Origin of the sequence: Janthinobacterium darwini (assembly GCF_051380905.1) — a bacterium.
Classification (GTDB): domain Bacteria; phylum Pseudomonadota; class Gammaproteobacteria; order Burkholderiales; family Burkholderiaceae_D; genus Janthinobacterium.
In genome coordinates, this window is sequence record NZ_JBNYXX010000001.1 from 1,594,836 (window position 1) to 1,609,840 (window position 15,005).

Annotated in this window: 18 protein-coding genes; 11 read left to right on the forward strand and 7 right to left on the reverse strand. The window is 63.9% G+C overall.

Translation table 11 applies throughout. The features are described from left to right. The first annotated feature begins 150 nt into the window (after positions 1–150). Positions 151–834: a YoaK family protein gene (locus tag ACQ4WZ_RS07415; protein WP_436572983.1), complete on the forward strand. Its 684-nt coding sequence runs from the start codon at positions 151–153 to the stop codon at positions 832–834. Here the strand turns inward: ACQ4WZ_RS07415 and ACQ4WZ_RS07420 are convergent. Continuing rightward, the gene (locus tag ACQ4WZ_RS07420; protein ID WP_436572984.1) at positions 831–1,283 is read right to left on the reverse strand and encodes an acyl-CoA thioesterase; all 453 of its coding nucleotides are present in this window, start codon (positions 1,281–1,283) and stop codon (positions 831–833) included. The genes ACQ4WZ_RS07415 and ACQ4WZ_RS07420 overlap by 4 nt on opposite strands. Positions 1,284–1,427: 144 nt before the next feature. Here ACQ4WZ_RS07420 and ACQ4WZ_RS07425 point away from each other — a divergent pair, with 144 nt between their 5' ends. From ACQ4WZ_RS07425 to ACQ4WZ_RS07435, 3 genes are read left to right on the forward strand one after another with little or no spacing between them, the layout of a single operon-like run. Continuing rightward, positions 1,428–2,156 carry a GntR family transcriptional regulator gene (locus ACQ4WZ_RS07425; RefSeq protein WP_436572985.1) on the forward strand — a complete coding sequence of 243 codons (729 nt, stop codon included), beginning with the start codon at positions 1,428–1,430 and terminating at the stop codon, positions 2,154–2,156. Then, entirely contained in the window at positions 2,131–2,886 is a 756-nt protein-coding gene (locus tag ACQ4WZ_RS07430) for an SDR family NAD(P)-dependent oxidoreductase (RefSeq protein WP_101484576.1), read from the forward strand. The genes ACQ4WZ_RS07425 and ACQ4WZ_RS07430 overlap by 26 nt, the downstream gene beginning before the upstream one ends. 17 nt (positions 2,887–2,903) lie before the next feature. Then, positions 2,904–3,596, forward strand: a complete 693-nt coding sequence (locus ACQ4WZ_RS07435) for an aspartate/glutamate racemase family protein (RefSeq protein ID WP_436572986.1) — start codon at positions 2,904–2,906, stop codon at positions 3,594–3,596. On the opposite strand, the gene ACQ4WZ_RS07440 is transcribed toward ACQ4WZ_RS07435, so the two are convergent. Further along, on the reverse strand, positions 3,597–4,079 hold the full coding sequence (locus ACQ4WZ_RS07440) for a heme-degrading domain-containing protein (protein ID WP_133991007.1): 483 nt from the start codon (positions 4,077–4,079) through the stop codon (positions 3,597–3,599). It abuts the gene before it with no gap. 94 nt (positions 4,080–4,173) lie between these two features. Between ACQ4WZ_RS07440 and alkB the strand changes: the two genes are divergently transcribed. The 7 genes from alkB to ACQ4WZ_RS07475 all read left to right on the forward strand — a co-directional run bounded on the left by alkB (position 4,174) and on the right by ACQ4WZ_RS07475 (position 11,722). Continuing rightward, on the forward strand, positions 4,174–4,836 hold the full coding sequence (gene alkB / locus ACQ4WZ_RS07445; RefSeq protein WP_436572987.1) for a DNA oxidative demethylase AlkB: 663 nt from the start codon (positions 4,174–4,176) through the stop codon (positions 4,834–4,836). Between the two features lie 106 nt (positions 4,837–4,942). Continuing rightward, positions 4,943–5,854 carry a GTP cyclohydrolase FolE2 gene (gene folE2 / locus ACQ4WZ_RS07450; protein WP_436572988.1) on the forward strand — a complete coding sequence of 304 codons (912 nt, stop codon included), beginning with the start codon at positions 4,943–4,945 and terminating at the stop codon, positions 5,852–5,854. A gap of 33 nt (positions 5,855–5,887) precedes the next feature. Further along, positions 5,888–6,055, forward strand: coding sequence for a hypothetical protein (locus ACQ4WZ_RS07455; protein WP_180338466.1), 168 nt, complete (start codon positions 5,888–5,890; stop codon positions 6,053–6,055). A gap of 101 nt (positions 6,056–6,156) precedes the next feature. Then, complete coding sequence (gene blaOXA, locus ACQ4WZ_RS07460) at positions 6,157–6,975, forward strand: class D beta-lactamase (RefSeq protein WP_133991011.1); 819 nt, start codon at positions 6,157–6,159, stop codon at positions 6,973–6,975. Further along, positions 6,972–7,367, forward strand: coding sequence for a hypothetical protein (locus ACQ4WZ_RS07465; RefSeq protein ID WP_436572989.1), 396 nt, complete (start codon positions 6,972–6,974; stop codon positions 7,365–7,367). Before blaOXA ends, ACQ4WZ_RS07465 begins: the two co-directional genes overlap by 4 nt. Positions 7,368–7,666: 299 nt before the next feature. Continuing rightward, positions 7,667–10,138 carry a penicillin-binding protein 1A gene (locus tag ACQ4WZ_RS07470; RefSeq protein ID WP_436572990.1) on the forward strand — a complete coding sequence of 824 codons (2,472 nt, stop codon included), beginning with the start codon at positions 7,667–7,669 and terminating at the stop codon, positions 10,136–10,138. Between the two features lie 42 nt (positions 10,139–10,180). Further along, complete coding sequence (locus tag ACQ4WZ_RS07475) at positions 10,181–11,722, forward strand: cryptochrome/photolyase family protein (protein WP_436572991.1); 1,542 nt, start codon at positions 10,181–10,183, stop codon at positions 11,720–11,722. Positions 11,723–11,747: 25 nt separating this feature from the next. Here ACQ4WZ_RS07475 and ACQ4WZ_RS07480 read toward each other — a convergent pair whose 3' ends face one another. The 5 genes from ACQ4WZ_RS07480 to ACQ4WZ_RS07500 form a co-directional block, all read right to left on the reverse strand. Then, the gene (locus ACQ4WZ_RS07480) at positions 11,748–12,485 is read right to left on the reverse strand and encodes a hypothetical protein (protein WP_436572992.1); all 738 of its coding nucleotides are present in this window, start codon (positions 12,483–12,485) and stop codon (positions 11,748–11,750) included. Beyond that, entirely contained in the window at positions 12,482–13,048 is a 567-nt protein-coding gene (locus tag ACQ4WZ_RS07485) for a hypothetical protein (protein WP_436572993.1), read from the reverse strand. Before ACQ4WZ_RS07485 ends, ACQ4WZ_RS07480 begins: the two co-directional genes overlap by 4 nt. Before the next feature lie 66 nt (positions 13,049–13,114). Further along, complete coding sequence (locus tag ACQ4WZ_RS07490; protein WP_133991023.1) at positions 13,115–13,402, reverse strand: putative quinol monooxygenase; 288 nt, start codon at positions 13,400–13,402, stop codon at positions 13,115–13,117. A 179-nt stretch (positions 13,403–13,581) separates the two neighbouring features. Further along, on the reverse strand, positions 13,582–14,037 hold the full coding sequence (locus ACQ4WZ_RS07495; protein ID WP_436572994.1) for a GNAT family N-acetyltransferase: 456 nt from the start codon (positions 14,035–14,037) through the stop codon (positions 13,582–13,584). A 45-nt stretch (positions 14,038–14,082) separates the two neighbouring features. Then, positions 14,083–15,003, reverse strand: coding sequence for a LysR family transcriptional regulator (locus ACQ4WZ_RS07500; RefSeq protein WP_101481547.1), 921 nt, complete (start codon positions 15,001–15,003; stop codon positions 14,083–14,085). Between the last annotated feature and the right edge of the window lie 2 nt (positions 15,004–15,005).

Genomic DNA, 15,005 nt, shown 5'->3' on the forward strand with positions numbered 1-15,005 from the left:
CTAAAGCATGGGCGTGCAAATCAGGAGCGAAATGCATGTTGCACTGCGGGGGCGCAAGAAAAGCCCCGCAACTTCGCCGAACGGCGTGCAAAACCGCTGCAGGCTGCGCTGGCGGCACGGTATCATGATGGCAAATTTCAAGGAGCGTGTATGAACCCTGCGCAGCGCAGCCGTTTGCAAGGCATCAGCCTGGGCTTTTTGGCCGGCTATGTCGACACCCTGGGCTTTGTCGCCCTGTTTGGCCTGTTCACGGCCCATGTGACGGGCAACTTCGTGCTGATCGGCGCGGCGCTGGCCAACGCCACGCATGCCTCGATCGCCCTCAAGCTGCTGGCGTTTCCCGCGTTTATTCTGGGCGTGGCGGCGGCGCGGCTCTTGAACGTGGCGGCCGAGCGCCGCGGCGGACCGGCGCTGCGCCTGACGCTGCTGCTGGAGCTGGCGCTGCTGCTCGGTTTCATGGTGTCTGGCGTGCTGGCCGAACCGCTGGCTGCGGAGCCGGGCGCGCTGGCCATGACGGCAGGACTGTTCGGCGCGGCCGCCATGGGCGCGCATAGCGCCATCAGCCGGCTGCTGCTGGCGCACTTGGCGCCCACGTCCATGATGACAGGCAATGTGACGCAGTTGGTGATCGATACGGTCGACGTGCTGCGCGGCGCTGCTGATGGCGCCACGCGCGAGCGCTGCCTCAAATTTTTCTGGCCCCTGCTGGGTTTTGCCGTGGGCGCCATCCTGGCCGCCTTTGCCTACCTGGCCGTGGGCTTTGCCGCGCTGGCCGTGCCGCTGGGCATCTTGCTCGTGCTGATCGCGCTGGAGCCAGCGCGCCTGACCGCTTAATCCTGCGCCGGTTGGCGCGCCGCGACGATGGCAGGTTCGTACACGGCCAGAAACTCGGGCGGCAGGCGGCGCGCGCGGCCACTGCTCAGTTCGATGCAGATCAATTCCCAGCGTCCGCGCACGACGGTGGCGCCGTCGCTGTCGCGGATCAGCTGGAAGCGCCGTTCCATGCTGGAGCGGCCATCGCTGGCGCATAGCCACGTGGCCAGGGTCAGCGCTTCACCCATCTTGGTGGGGAGCAGGTAATCGTATTCGCCGCGGCGTATCGCCATGGCGCGGTCCAGGCGCCGGTAATCGTCCAGATCCAGCCCCAGAGCGGCCGAGTGATGCCAGGCAATATGCTCGCACCAGCGCACGTAGACGGCATTGTTCGTATGCTGCAAGCCGTCGATGTCGGCCGCTACGGGCATGACGGGCAGGGTGTGGGCGTGCGGATAGTCCCAGTTCAAGTGCACTCCTTTCGATACGGTGGCGGCTGATTGTACGTTCTTGCGGCGCCGCCTGTCTCTCGCGCACGCATGGAAAAACGCTTTTTTCATGTTGATGTATGATGCATCATAATGCCAATTTCAAAGCACCTACTCAAAACACCCATGAACTCTCCGCTGGACAGCCTGGTGCACGTCAATCTGGGAAAATCCGTATATGCGACGCTGCGCGACGCACTGGCGGCAGGGCGCTTCCAGCCGAATGACCGGCTGCGCATTCGCGAGCTGGCGCTGCAGCTGGGCACCAGCGTCACGCCCGTGCGCGACGCCATGCTGCAGCTGGTGCAGGAAGAGACATTGGTGCTGCGCTCGCCGCGCGATTTCCGCGTGCCCGTGCTCAGCGTGGCGCGCTACCTGGAAATCCGCGCGCTGCGCCTGGAACTGGAAGGGCTGGGCGCGTTTGAAGCGGCGCAGCGCATCGACGGCGCCACCCTGGCCGACCTGGAACGCCTGCTGCAAGCGAATGAAGACGCCATCGCGCGGCACGACCTGCCAGCGGCCCTGCAATGCAACCAGGCGTTTCACCTGGCGCTGGCGCAAGCTGCCGGCATGCCGACCTTGAAACGCTTTGTCGACCATTTGTGGATGCAAACGGCGCCCCTGATTGCCGCCGGCTACGCCAGCTTTTCGCCCGACATGCGTGTCGGTCATCACCACGCCATCATCAGCGCGCTGCGCCAGCGCGACAGCGCGGCCGCGCGGCGCGCCATCGAACAGGACATTCTCGACGGCGGCACGCAAATGCTGGCCTATGTGATGCGCCAGGAGCGCATCCACGCCGGCGCAACACTACAAGACAAGGATGAACATGACGCATATCAAGCACAAGATTGAACAGAAAACGGCCATCGTCACGGGCGCCAGCCGCGGCATCGGCCATGCCGTCGCGGAACGCTTCCGCAGCCTGGGCTGGAGGGTCATCACCGTTTCGCGTAGCCCGATTCCCGGCGGCTGCCCGCGCAGCCAGGAGCACAACACACATGTGTGCATGGATTTGTCGGACCTGAGCCAGATCGGGCAGATGGTCGATACGCTGCGCCCCATGCTGGGCGACTCGAAACTGCATGCGCTGGTCAACAACGCGGGCGTGTCGCCGAAGGGGCCGGGCGGCTCGCGCGTCAATTCGCTGACCACCGACATGCAGACCTGGCAGGAAATGTACAACACGAATTTCTTTGCCCCGCTGGCCCTGACGCGCGGCTTTGCGCAGGAATTGTCGAACGCGCACGGCTCTGTCGTGAACCTGTGTTCGATTGCCGGCTACCGCGTGCACCCGTTCGCCGGCTCCGCCTACGCCAGCTCGAAGGCGGCCCTGGCGTCGCTGACGCGCGAAATGGCCAACGACATGGCGCCGCTGAACGTGCGCGTGAACGCCATCGCACCGGGCGAGATCGACACGGCGATCCTGTCGCCCGGCACCTCGCACATCGTCGATACGCAAATTCCCCTGCGCCGCCTGGGCACGACGGCTGAAGTGGCCGACCTGGTGGAGTTTTTGTGCAGCGAGCGCGCCTCGTACATCACGGGCGCGGAAATTCCCATCGACGGCGGCCAGCGCATTTAATTGAAAGGGAAGAGCACATGACACAACATATCGGCATCGTCGGCTGCTCGGCCGAAGGCGCGGCCCTGTGCTACCGCACGATTTGCGAAGAGGGCGCGCATGCGCTGGGCGCGTATGAACACCCGGAAGTGACGCTGCACACGCCGTCGCTGGCGCGCTATGTGGATTGCCTGAACGGGGGCGACCTGGCCGGCGTGGCCGGGCTGATGCTGGCGTCGGCGCACAAGCTGGCCGCCGCCGGCGCCGATTTCCTGATCTGCCCCGATAACACCATCCACCAGGCGTTTGCCCTGATGGCGCCCCATTCGCCGCTGCCCTGGCTGCATATCGCCGATGTCGTGGCAGCCGAAGCGGCCGCGCGTGGTTACCAGCGAGTCGGTTTGACGGGCACGCGCTGGCTGGTCGACAGCACCGTGTATCCGGACATGCTGGCGGCGCGCGGCATCGCTTGCGTGCGGCCCGACGAGGATGCGCGCAGCGAGATCAACCGCATCATCATGGAAGAACTGGTGCCGGGCGTGGTCAAACCGGACAGCGTCGCACGCTTCCAGGCCATCATCGCCGGCTTGCGGGAGCAGGGCTGCGACGCCGTCATCCTTGGCTGCACGGAAATCCCGCTGATCATCAGCGATGCCAATTCGCCGCTGCCGACCCTGGACTCCACGCGGCTGCTGGCGCGCGCGGCCTTGCGCAGGGCGCTGGCCGCCTGATTACCGAGTCAGCTGCGTATCCAGCTGCGCCTGCAGCGCGGCCACCACCAGCGCGTGGTCGTCGGCCTGCGCCAGGCCGGAGACGGTTACCGTGCCGACCAGGCCCACGCCGCGTATCAACAGGGGAAAGGCGCCGCCGTGGCCCGCGTACTCGATGTCATCGAGGTATTTCACGTCTTCAAAGGTGCTGCCGCGGCTCTTGTACGAGATACCCATGTAGTAGGAGCTGCGGCAAAAGCGCTGTACCGTATTGTTCTTGCGGCGTATCCAGTCCGCCTGGTCCGCCGTGGCGCCCGTCATGGCGTGGTGGAAGAGGATCTGACCGTTGCGCGTGATGTTGACGGTGACGGCCTTGCCGCGTCGGCGCACTTCCTCGACGATCCACAGGCCCACGGCCAGCGCGGCGTCATTGTCGAAGCGTTCGAATTGCAGGGATTCTTCCTGTTGCGCCAGGGTGTGCAGCAAATCGGCGTAATGATCCATCGTGGTGGCGGGTGGTAGTGGCTGGAAACGCTACTGTAGCGCACCAAGGGCCAGGCGCGCGCGCTTTTTCCATGTGAGGCCTACAATAGGCGGCATGAACCTGTCCCTGTTTGCCGATGAAGACTACGCCCAGGCCGGCCCGGCGCCGCTGGTGCCCGGCACGTCCGCGTCGGTTCTGCTGCGCGGCTTCGCTCTGCCTTACCTGGACGAGGTGCTGCCGGCGCTGGACGCCATCGTGCTGGCGGCGCCCCTGCGCCACATGGCCACGCCGGGGGGCTTGCGCATGTCGGTAGCCATGAGTAATTGTGGCCCCCTGGGCTGGATCACGGATGGACGCGGCTACCGCTATGCGCGGTTCGATCCGGCCAGCGGCCTTCCGTGGCCGCCAATGCCGCCCGTATTCCTGCGTCTGGCGCAGCAGGCGGCGCTGGCGGCCGGCTATCCGGGCTTCACGCCCGACGCCTGCCTGGTCAACCGCTATGCGCCCGGCGCGCGCATGGCCCTGCATCAGGACCGCGATGAATGCGATTTCAACGCGCCCATCGTCTCGGTCTCGCTGGGCTTGCCCGCCACTTTCCTGTTCGGCGGCGCCGAGCGCGGTGACAAGGCGGCGCGCATCGCCCTGCAGCATGGCGACGTGCTGGTGTGGGGCGGCGCCGACCGCCTGCGCTTCCATGGCGTGGCGCCCCTGAAGGAGGGCGAACACGCGCTGCTGGGCGCGCAGCGCATCAATCTGACGTTTCGCAAGGCTGCCTGAGCTGACGCCAGGCTGTGCGTGCACCTACTTCGGTAATGCAATTAACTTGCAAAAGAGGGCGATTTTCTGCATGATATGCAACTTGTTTGCATATGGAGCCATCACCATGAAGCGCACTTGCCTTTCCTCGCCCCTGCCCGACGTGGCGGCCGGTCCCCATCTGGGCAGCCCCTTGCCGCTGGAGTGGGTGGGCATGCAGGGCATCGCCTTGCCGCTGTGGCTGGAGGAGGGTGGGCAGGCGCAGCAAGTGCATGCCTGGGCCGACGTGCAAGTCGATTTGCCCGACCCGCACGTCAAGGGCATCCACATGTCACGCCTGTATCTGCTGCTCGATGCGTTTGCCGCCGCGCAGCCGCTCGATGCAGCCGCGCTGGCCGCCGTGTTGCGGCGCATGGCGGACAGTCACACCGATTGCGGCAGCACGCAGGCGCGCATGGCGCTGGCGTTCCCCGTGCTGCGGCGGCAGCCGGCGCTGTTGACGGCGGGACTGTCGGGCTGGAAATCGTATCCCGTGCGCCTGCAGGCCAGTTGCTCCCCGCAGGGCTTTGCCCTGTCCCTGACGGTGGAGATCGGCTATTCGTCGACCTGTCCATGTTCGGCGGCGCTGGCGCGGCAGTTGCTGGCCGACGCCTTTGCTGCGCAGTTTGGCAGAGGAAGCGTCGACGCCGCTGCCGCCCGCGCCTGGCTGCGGGAGCACGCCAGCCTGGCCACGCCGCACAGCCAGCGCAGCACGGCGACGGTCACCGTGCCATTGACGGAACAGGCGGAGCTGAACCTGTTTCCCCTGATCGACCTTGTAGAGGCAGCGCTGGCGACGCCGCTGCAGACGGCCGTGAAACGGGCCGACGAGCAGGCGTTCGCGCGCCTCAATGGTGCTAATCTGATGTATGTGGAAGACGCGGCCCGCCGCGTGCAGGCGGCGCTTGCGCCACCTTATGCGCAGGCGCGTGTTACCGTACGGCATATGGAAAGCCTGCATCCGCACGATGCCGTGGCACAGGCAGGCCAGCTTGCCTGAGCTTTTCACTCAACCACCGTGGAGGAAGACCGCATGCCGGAGAAAATCACGCAGGAGCCTGGCGAAGCCAGCCTGGAAGAGGAACTCGAGCGCGAACGGCGCGACCATGCGCTGATCGACGAGGAAAAGCTGGGCATGGACGAGCTGGAAGAGGAGCACCTGAAGCGGGAACGCCAACCGGGCGCGCCGGCAGGGCGCTAGTTTGCAGGGTCACAGGGCCACGGTGATCGATGGCCGCTGGCATCGCGCCGCGCTGCCCGGTACAATTTCGCTTTGTTCTGCTCCCCCAACCCCGGAGGCCCATGAAATATCGCGCATTTTTCCAGTTCATCCTCGGCCTGACAGGCGCCACTCTGGCCGTCTCGCAAGCCCAGGCCGCCACCATCTGCACCGCCATGGCCGACGCCAGGACGGGTGCCGTCTTGCTGCAAGAAGGCAATTGCATCGACCGCGTTACCCCTGCCTCCACGTTCAAGATCGCGCTCAGTCTGATGGGCTATGACGCCGGTTTCCTCAAGGATGAGCACAAGCCCAGCCTGCCATACCGCCAGGGCTATGTGGACTGGGGCGGTGAAGCGTGGCGCCAGGATACGGACCCGTCGCGCTGGATGCAGTATTCCGTCGTCTGGTATTCGCAGCAGATCACGCAGGCGCTGGGCGCCGAGCGCTTCCAGAAATACGCCAGGGCTTTGCGCTATGGCAATGCGGACGTCTCGGGCGACCCGGGCAAGGACAATAGCCTGGAGCGCTCGTGGATCAGCTCTTCGCTGAAAATTTCACCATTGGAACAGCTGGGTTTCTTGCGCAAGCTGGTCAATTACCAGTTGCCTGTGAGCAAGCAGGCGATGCAGGAAACGCAGCGCCTGACGCGCCTGGCAGACGTGGGCGGCTGGCAAGTGCATGGCAAGACGGGTGCGGCCTTCCCGCGCAAGGCCGACGGCAGCTTTGACGAAGCGCATGGCTATGGCTGGTTCGTGGGCTGGGCCAGCAAGGGCGAGCGCAGCATCGTCTTCGCGCGCCTGGTGCAGGACGAGCAGAAAGGCCTGCCATCGGCGGGACTGCGCACGCGCGACGCCATGCTGAAAGAGTTGCCGGCCCTGCTGGAGCAGGCGCAGAAGTGACGGCCAGCATCGTTGCCGCCACCTTCATTGTGACCGAGGGCGACTATCTGGAAGCCGTGATCGAGGTGGGCGGCCAGCGCCTGCACGTGATGGACGAGTTCGGCGGCGCGCAAATGGCCGCCGGCACGCAGTTCCAGGCCGAACTGTGGCCCATGGCCAGCGAACGCGATGACTGGAACGGCATTTTCAGCGCCAATCCTGGCCGCGAAAAGCGCCTGCTGCGGCTCGAAGGCTGGCGCTACCTGGCGCTGGGCGAGGTGATCAGCGTCGACCCCGTCGTGTGCGACTGCGGCCTGCTGCTAGTGGAAGATGCTTTTTATACGCGGGACGCACGCTGCGTGGGCAAGTACGTGGGCATCACTTTGGCGCGGCTCGATGCCTGTCTTGCTTAGGCCCCCGAGAGAAGCCGATGGACCAGTTGATAACCGAGCCGGATACCAAAACAAAACACGGCAAAGCCGCAGGAGGCAAGGAAGATGGCTTGCAGTTGCTGGCGTGCAGACAGAGTTGGCATGGCGGCGTCCATCAGGGAGTGTGGCGGGAGTACCGGCCGATATTAACTGATTGTTTTATGTATTGGCAATAATCCTGTCATCTTGCGTACTTCCGCTTACTTATTTCCATCCCGCCACATTGCCCGCCCTATATACTTGCTGAAACGGATCATCCGGCATCAGACAAGGTTACAAGCATGGCATCAGGCATGGAGCAGTTTCAGGAAAAAGCACAGCAGGCGTTGATACAGGCGCGCGCGCAGGTCGTTCGCGTGGCGGGGCTGGCGTGGGTCAAGGCGGTGGCGCTGTACCGGCGCGGCCATGCGCACTTGATGACCTTGCCGCCCGTGCGACGCGCGCTGGTGCTGGGACTATGGTCTTTCCTGGCCGTGCTGGGCTTGGTGACGCTGTACATGCTGCTGCTGGTCCCCTTGACGCCCAGCATCCACGACTTGCGCCAGGCGCGCGCGGCCGCACCGAGCACCATGGTCAGCGCCGATGGCAAGGAATTGGTCCGTTTCGACCAGGGCTTGCAGGAGCGGGTCACCTTGAAGCAGATTTCGCCGAACGTGATCAGCGCATTGATCTCGACGGAAGACCACCGTTTCTACGAACACCACGGCATCGACTTCACGCGCACGGCCGGCGCCATCCTGCACACTGCCGGGGGCAACCCCCAGGGCGGTTCCACCATCACGCAGCAGCTGGCGCGCAATATGTTCCCCGAGGAAATTGGCCGCTCGCGCAACCTGAACCGCAAGCTGAAGGAGCTGATCACCGCCCTGAAGATCGAGGCCACCTACAGCAAGACGGAAATCCTGGAAGCCTACCTGAACACGGTACCTTTTCTGTACAACACCTACGGCATCGAAATGGCGGCCCGTACGTATTTCGACAAGCCCGCGTCGCGCCTCGACATCCTGGAAAGCGCCACCCTGGTCGGCATGCTCAAGGGCACGAATTACTACAATCCCGTCGGCAATCCCGAGCGTTCCCTGCAGCGGCGCAATGTGGTGCTGGGCCAGATGCGCAAACATGATGTTATCAACGAAGCGCGTTACCAGCAGTTGATCAAGCGTCCGCTGCGCCTGCATTTCGAACGCCAGAGCGAGCGGGCGCAGTCGGACAGCCACTTCACGGCCTATGTGCGCAAGTGGCTGATCGACTGGGCTGACGAGAACGATTACAACCTGGAGCGCGATGGCCTGGTGGTGCACACCACGCTCGACCATGATTTGCAGCAGGCGGCCGAGCGCGCCGTCGAGCGCCAGGCGAACGCCTTGCAGGCCATTGCCGACGTGGAATGGAGTCGCGCCGGGGTGCCGTCGTCTACCTCGACGGGCATGTATGCGGGCATGCAGGGCGGCAGCGTGCCGTTCGATTACTTCTGGAAATCGCATCCGGCCCTGCTGGACGCCTTCGTGCGCGAGTCGGGCGACTACCGCAAGCTGACGGCCGCCGGCGGCACGCCAGAGGCAGCGCTGGCGCAGCTGAAAGGCGACCGCGCCTTCATGGCGGCCCTGCGCAAGTCGAAGACGCGCCTGGAAGCGGGCTTTGCGGCCATGGACCCGGCCACGGGCGCCGTGCGCGCCTGGGTAGGCAGCCGCGACTTTGCGCGCGAACAATTCGACCATGTGTCGCAGGCGGCACGCCAGCCCGGTTCCACTTTTAAACCGATCGTGTATGGCGCGGCGCTGGAAAAGGGCCTCAGTCCCGAACACGTCTACCGCGATGCCGTGATGGATATCAAGGCATCCGACGGCACGATATGGCGCCCGACGGACATGAGCGGCACCACGGGGCGCGACATGACCATGCGAGACGGTCTTGTCTACTCGAAAAACACCATCACGGCGCAAGTGATGCAGGATGTCGGCTTGCCGCCTATCATCAAGCTGGCGCGCGCACTGGGCATCCGCGACAGCAAGCTGGAAAAAGTGCCGTCGCTGGCGCTGGGCACCAGTCCCGTCACCTTGCTGGAAATGGTCAACGCCTACGCCAGCATCGCGGCCCAGGGCGAGGCGCGACTGCCGTTCGTCGTGACGCACATCACGGACCGCGAAGGGACGGTCATCGCCCGTTTTGGCGAAGACAAGCCCACGCGCGCCATGCAGGCGGCATCGGCCGCCACCCTGACGGACATGATGCGCGGCGTGATCGACCGCGGCACGGGCACGGCCATCCGCAGCCGCTTCGGCATCCGCTCCGACGTGGCCGGCAAGAGCGGCACCACGCAAAACAATGCGGATGGCTGGTTTATCCTGATGCATCCGGAACTGGTGGGCGGGGCCTGGGTAGGTTTCAATGACGCCAGGGTCACCATGCGCAGCAATTACTGGGGCCAGGGCGGCCACAACGCCGTGCTGGTGGTGGGCGACTTCTTCAAGACGGCGCTCGATACGGGCAAGCTGTCGCGCGACGCCATCTTCCCCGGCGGCAAGCCGCCACCGCCGCTACGCCATGTGGAAGCGGTCGAGGAGCCACAGGATGAGCCGGTGGAAGAGCCGGGCAACTTGCTGCAGGAAGGCGCGCCGCCAGCGCCGCTGGCCATGCCGGCCGAAGGCGAGGGTGGACAGGAGTCGCATGGCAAGGCGGTGCAGGAGCCTGCGCCGGCGCCATCCCCTGCACCGCAACCCGCTCCTGTGCCGGTGCCGGTGCCGCAAGGGTAGGCGCCGCCGCCATGGCAAATTCAACCATTGCAAAGAATAATCATGACCTCACACAAGCCCACACTGCGCCTGATACTCGGCGACCAGCTCAATGCGCAGCATCGCTGGTTCACCGAAGTCGATGACGCCACCATCTATGTCCTGATGGAAGTGCGGCAAGAAACGGATTACGTGCTGCATCATGCGCAGAAAATCCTGGCGATCTTCGCAGCCATGCGGGAGCTGGCGCGCCAGCTGCGCCAGCTCGGCCACACAGTCCATTACATCGCCATCGACGAGGCGGCAAGCACGCGCTCGATACCGGAGAATATTGAAGCGCTGATTACCCGTTATGACGCCGGCGCCTTCGAATACCAGGCACCGGACGAATGGCGCCTTGACCAGCAGCTCTACCAGGCGGGACGACGCTCGGCCATCCCCTGGCTGATGGTCGACAGCGACCATTTCTATACGGCCCGCAACGAGGCGGCCGATATTTTCGCCGGACGCAAGCAATGGCTGATGGAGTTTTTCTATCGCCAGATGCGCAGCACGCACCAGGTGCTGATGGAAGACGCGAAAAAACCCGTGGGCGGCCAATGGAACTTCGATCACGATAACCGCAAGCCCTGGCGCGGTACGCCCGCCGAGCCGCAAGACCCGCGCACGCTGCACGATCATGGGCAATTATGGCAATCCATCGTCGCCGCAGGCGTGAAAAGCTTTGGCGCTCCCCAGGCCGACCGGCTGCCTTGGGCGCTGAACCGGGACGAAGCGCTGCAGCAGCTTGATGCCTTCATCGCCCATGCATTGCCGCATTTTGGCGATTTCCAGGATGCGATGAGCAGCAAGGCATGGCGCTTGTTTCATTCCTTGCTGTCGTTCGCGCTGAACGTGAAAATGCTCAAGCCGCGCGAAGTCGTCGCGAGGGCACAATCGGCTTATCACGCCGGCCATGCGCCCCTGGCTGCGGTGGAGGGGTTCATCCGCCAGATACTGGGATGGCGCGAGTATGTGCGTGGTGTTTACTGGGCGCATATGCCCGGCTATGCGGAGAAGAACTTCTTTGGCCACACGCGCCCGCTGCCTTCGTGGTTCTGGGATGGCAAGACGAAGATGCATTGCCTGTCGCAGGCGATCACCCAGTCACTGGAGCAGGCACACGCGCATCATATCCAGCGCCTGATGGTGATCGGCAATTTCGCGCTGCTTGCCGGGCTGGATCCTGCCAGGGTGCATGGCTGGTACCTGGGTATTTATATCGATGCTTTCGAATGGGTGGAGTTGCCCAATACCGTCGGCATGAGCCAGTTCGCCGATGGCGGCTTGCTGGCCACCAAGCCGTATGTCTCCAGCGCCGCCTATATCGACCGCATGGGCGATTATTGCAAAGGCTGCCATTACGATAAAAAGGCGCGCATCGGCGAGCGTGCCTGCCCCTTCAATGCCCTGTACTGGGATTTTTTTCATCGCAACGCGGACACCCTGGAGCGCAATCCCCGCATAGGCATGGCGTATCGCCAGCTGGAGAAAATGGACGCGGCGACGATAGCGGATTTCCGGCAGCAGGCGGCCAGTATGCTGGCCAGGCTCGATTCCCTGTAAAACCGGGCAATCCGGCCCGGCACGCTCAGAGCGTATTGCGCCTCAACCCCGCCTGCCGCACGAACACTTGCAGTGCAGGCATGGTTTGCTGGTGCAGCACCTTCAGCTCCGTCCGGAGCGCGGGCGTGATGGCCAGGCTGCCGTCCGCTTGCTGGCGCACGGGCAGGCCCAGCGCTTGCGCCATCTCGACCGGGTAATTCGTGAAGTCGCCATACGGGCGCTTGCCGTCGACGGACGGGGTGGGCCAGTAGCCCTCGGCCAGGTAATCCTCGGCCGCGCCCATGCCCAGCATTTCCAGAGACATCCATGACTGCTGCCGCAGCAATGTCACATGTTGTCCGGTCAGGACGAAGGGCGCCTTGCCGTTGGCATAGCTGCCCGGTTTCAGGTCGGCCATGTGCACGAAGTGGGGCAGCATTTGCGACGCTTCCATCAGGCGCTGCGCGGCCAGCGCCGCATCCTTGCTGGCGATGGCTTGCATGGCCAGCGCCAGGGTATCGCCTTTGCCCAGCGGGTAGGCCGGATTGAGCATGGGCGCGCCGCTTTCCACGGGCGACCAGCCGATGTTGAAGCGCCGTATCAGCGCCAGATGGTGCACATTGAGCACCTTGGGCAGCGGCGAGTCGAGGGTGGACAGGATGCGCTGGCGCACGGCGACGGGCAGGCCGTCATCGGCCGCACGCGCAAGCGTGGGAGAGCACAGCAAGGCGCCGGCAAGGCGCAGCAGCTGGCGCCGCATGGGCTGGATCAGGCGCGACATCATGGAGCCGTCAAGTCCTGGCGCTGGAATTCGATGCGGTTTTCCTGGTAGTCCCACTTGGTGTAGGGCCCGAACACGCGCCGGTTTTCCTTGCTGTCTGCATTCGATTGCTCGCGCTTCATGCGCCGCACGAGGGCGGTGTCGACCAGCGGCGCGGTTGTCGTGCCGAAGACCTCGTGCCGCACGCTCTGCTTGGCGTCGGCGCCGCGCGAAATGATGGTGAGCTTGCGCGAGGCGGGATCGAAATACAGGCGCATGGCGAAGGTGTTCATATCCTGCAGGTACAGGCCCTCGTCGCGCCACTGGGCATAGAAGTAATCGCCGCAGACGGCCTTCGGTTCGCGTTTCCATTCGCAGGCGAGCAGGATCAGCAGGTGACGGTCGTCGAGCTGCTTGATTGAAACACGGGCCTTGGAATAGCCCCAGGTACTGGGCGGCACGGTCGTCGAGGAGAGCAAGTTGTACTCGCCCGCGAGCTTGGGCATGGGCGCTTGCGCCGCGGCGCCGGTGCAGAGAGTCAAGGCGGCTGCCGCTGCGGCGCCGCGTATCTTGGAAAATGGTGTCATGATGGCCATAAGGAATAGTTGCCATATTATAGATGGCAACATTTCTTTATGGCCACGCGCTTGCCCTTATTTCAGCTTGCTCAACTCAGCCACGTCGATCTTGACGACCTTGTCGCCCACGGCGGCGACCAGCGTATTGAAGTGGGGCGTCGCATAATGCGCCGTCAGCGCCGCCTGGTCGGCCCATTCTTCCAGCATGATGAAGCGCGTGGGAATCTTGTTGTCGATGTGCAACTCGTAGCGCAGGCAGGCGCTTTCCGCGCGGCTGGGCGGTACGACTGCTTCCAGGGCGGCGCGCACGGCGTCGATATGGTCAGCTTGGGCATCGATGGTGGCGACGACGATCAGGGTCATGGTGGTCCTTGTTAAGTGATGGGGCGGATGCAGCTTAGCGCATCTTGCCCTTTCTTGCCTGCCATGCCCAGTCTGGCTGCGCCGAAACAGTTTCCGCCGCAGCCAGACAATCAAGCTACACCTACGCCGCATGATCGGCGGCATTTCCCAGCGCATGCCTTCCCCGAAGGTCAGCTCAGTTAGGCCAGATCAATGACGGCCAGCATGTCATTGTCATCGGCATCCATGCCTTTTTCCAGGAAACCCATGCTCGCATAGAACTGTTTCGCGTTGGCATTACCAGGCTTGTAGCAGATTTCGATGCTGCGCGCATCCGGTCGCGTGCGGATTTCCGCCAGCGCCAGGGCGAGGGCGGCCCGGCCATGGCCTTGTCCCTGGCGCCGGTGATCGATCATGAAGCGCCAGATCTGGTAGTGGCCGGGCGGATCGTCGTCGTCGGGCGAGACGAACATCAGGAAACCGATCACCTCCTCATCGTCATACACGGCGCGCGTATGCATGGTGGCGGGATGGAAACTCGCTTGCGCGATGGAATAGTCGTTGCTGGCCAAATAGTCGCGCTGCTGTGGCAGCAAAGGCAGTTCGCTGATGATGTCAAAATTGTCGGCGGTGACGGCACGCAGGCTGATGGGCATAGTGGAAGGCAGTGAAAAGGCTAGGTGTGGCAGTATGCGGAAAAATTATCCGATAGGCAAGGTTGTGGCGTCGCCAGCCCCAAACAGCTGCGCCATCGTCTGGCGCAGCCAGCGGTTCGATGCATCTTCATGGTAGCGCTCGTGCCAGTGCTGCTTGACTGAAAAGCTGGGCAGCGCCACGGGCAGGGGCAGGATGCGGAACGCTTCGTGGTCCTGCATTTGCAGCGCGTAGCGGTAAGGTACCGTGACGATGTACTGGGTTTCGGCGACGATGCGCGATACACCGAGGAAGCTGGGCAGTTTCAGCACGATGCGCCGCTGCACGCCAGCCGCCGCCAGGACCTTTTCCACGATGGAATGTCCCGTGCCCGAGCTTTTCACTTCGATATGCCCCTCCTGCAGGAATTGTTCCACGGTGATGCTGTCGCGGATGCGCGGGTGGCTGCTGGATACCAGGCAGACAAAGTGCTGGTCGAACAGCTTCTGCTGATAAAACCCCGATTCCAGGTGCGGCATGAAGCCCACGGCCAGGTCCACTTCGCCTCCTTCCAGGCGCTCGGGCGTGTCGGTGGCGATCTTTGACACGTCCAGGGTGATGCCAGGCCCGATCTGCTGCAGATGGTTAAGCAGCGTGGGGAGCAGCACGATTTCGCTGATGTCCGTCATGCAGATGGCAAATTCGCGCGTGCTGGCGGCCGGATCGAACACGGGCTGGTCGGCCAGTGCGTGCTGCCAGGCGGCAATTGCGGCGCGTACGTCCTGCACGGCGTTTTGCGCGCGCGGTGTCGGCTCCATGCCTTTCGAGGTGCGCGCGAACAGTCGGTCGCCGAAATGCGTGCGCAGCTTGCCCAGGCCAATGCTCACGGTCGACTGCGGCAAGCCCAGGTTTTCCGCCGCGCGCGTCACATTGCGGCTTTTATAGATCTCGTCAAAGATGAACAGCAGTTCGATATCGAAGCGCGACATGG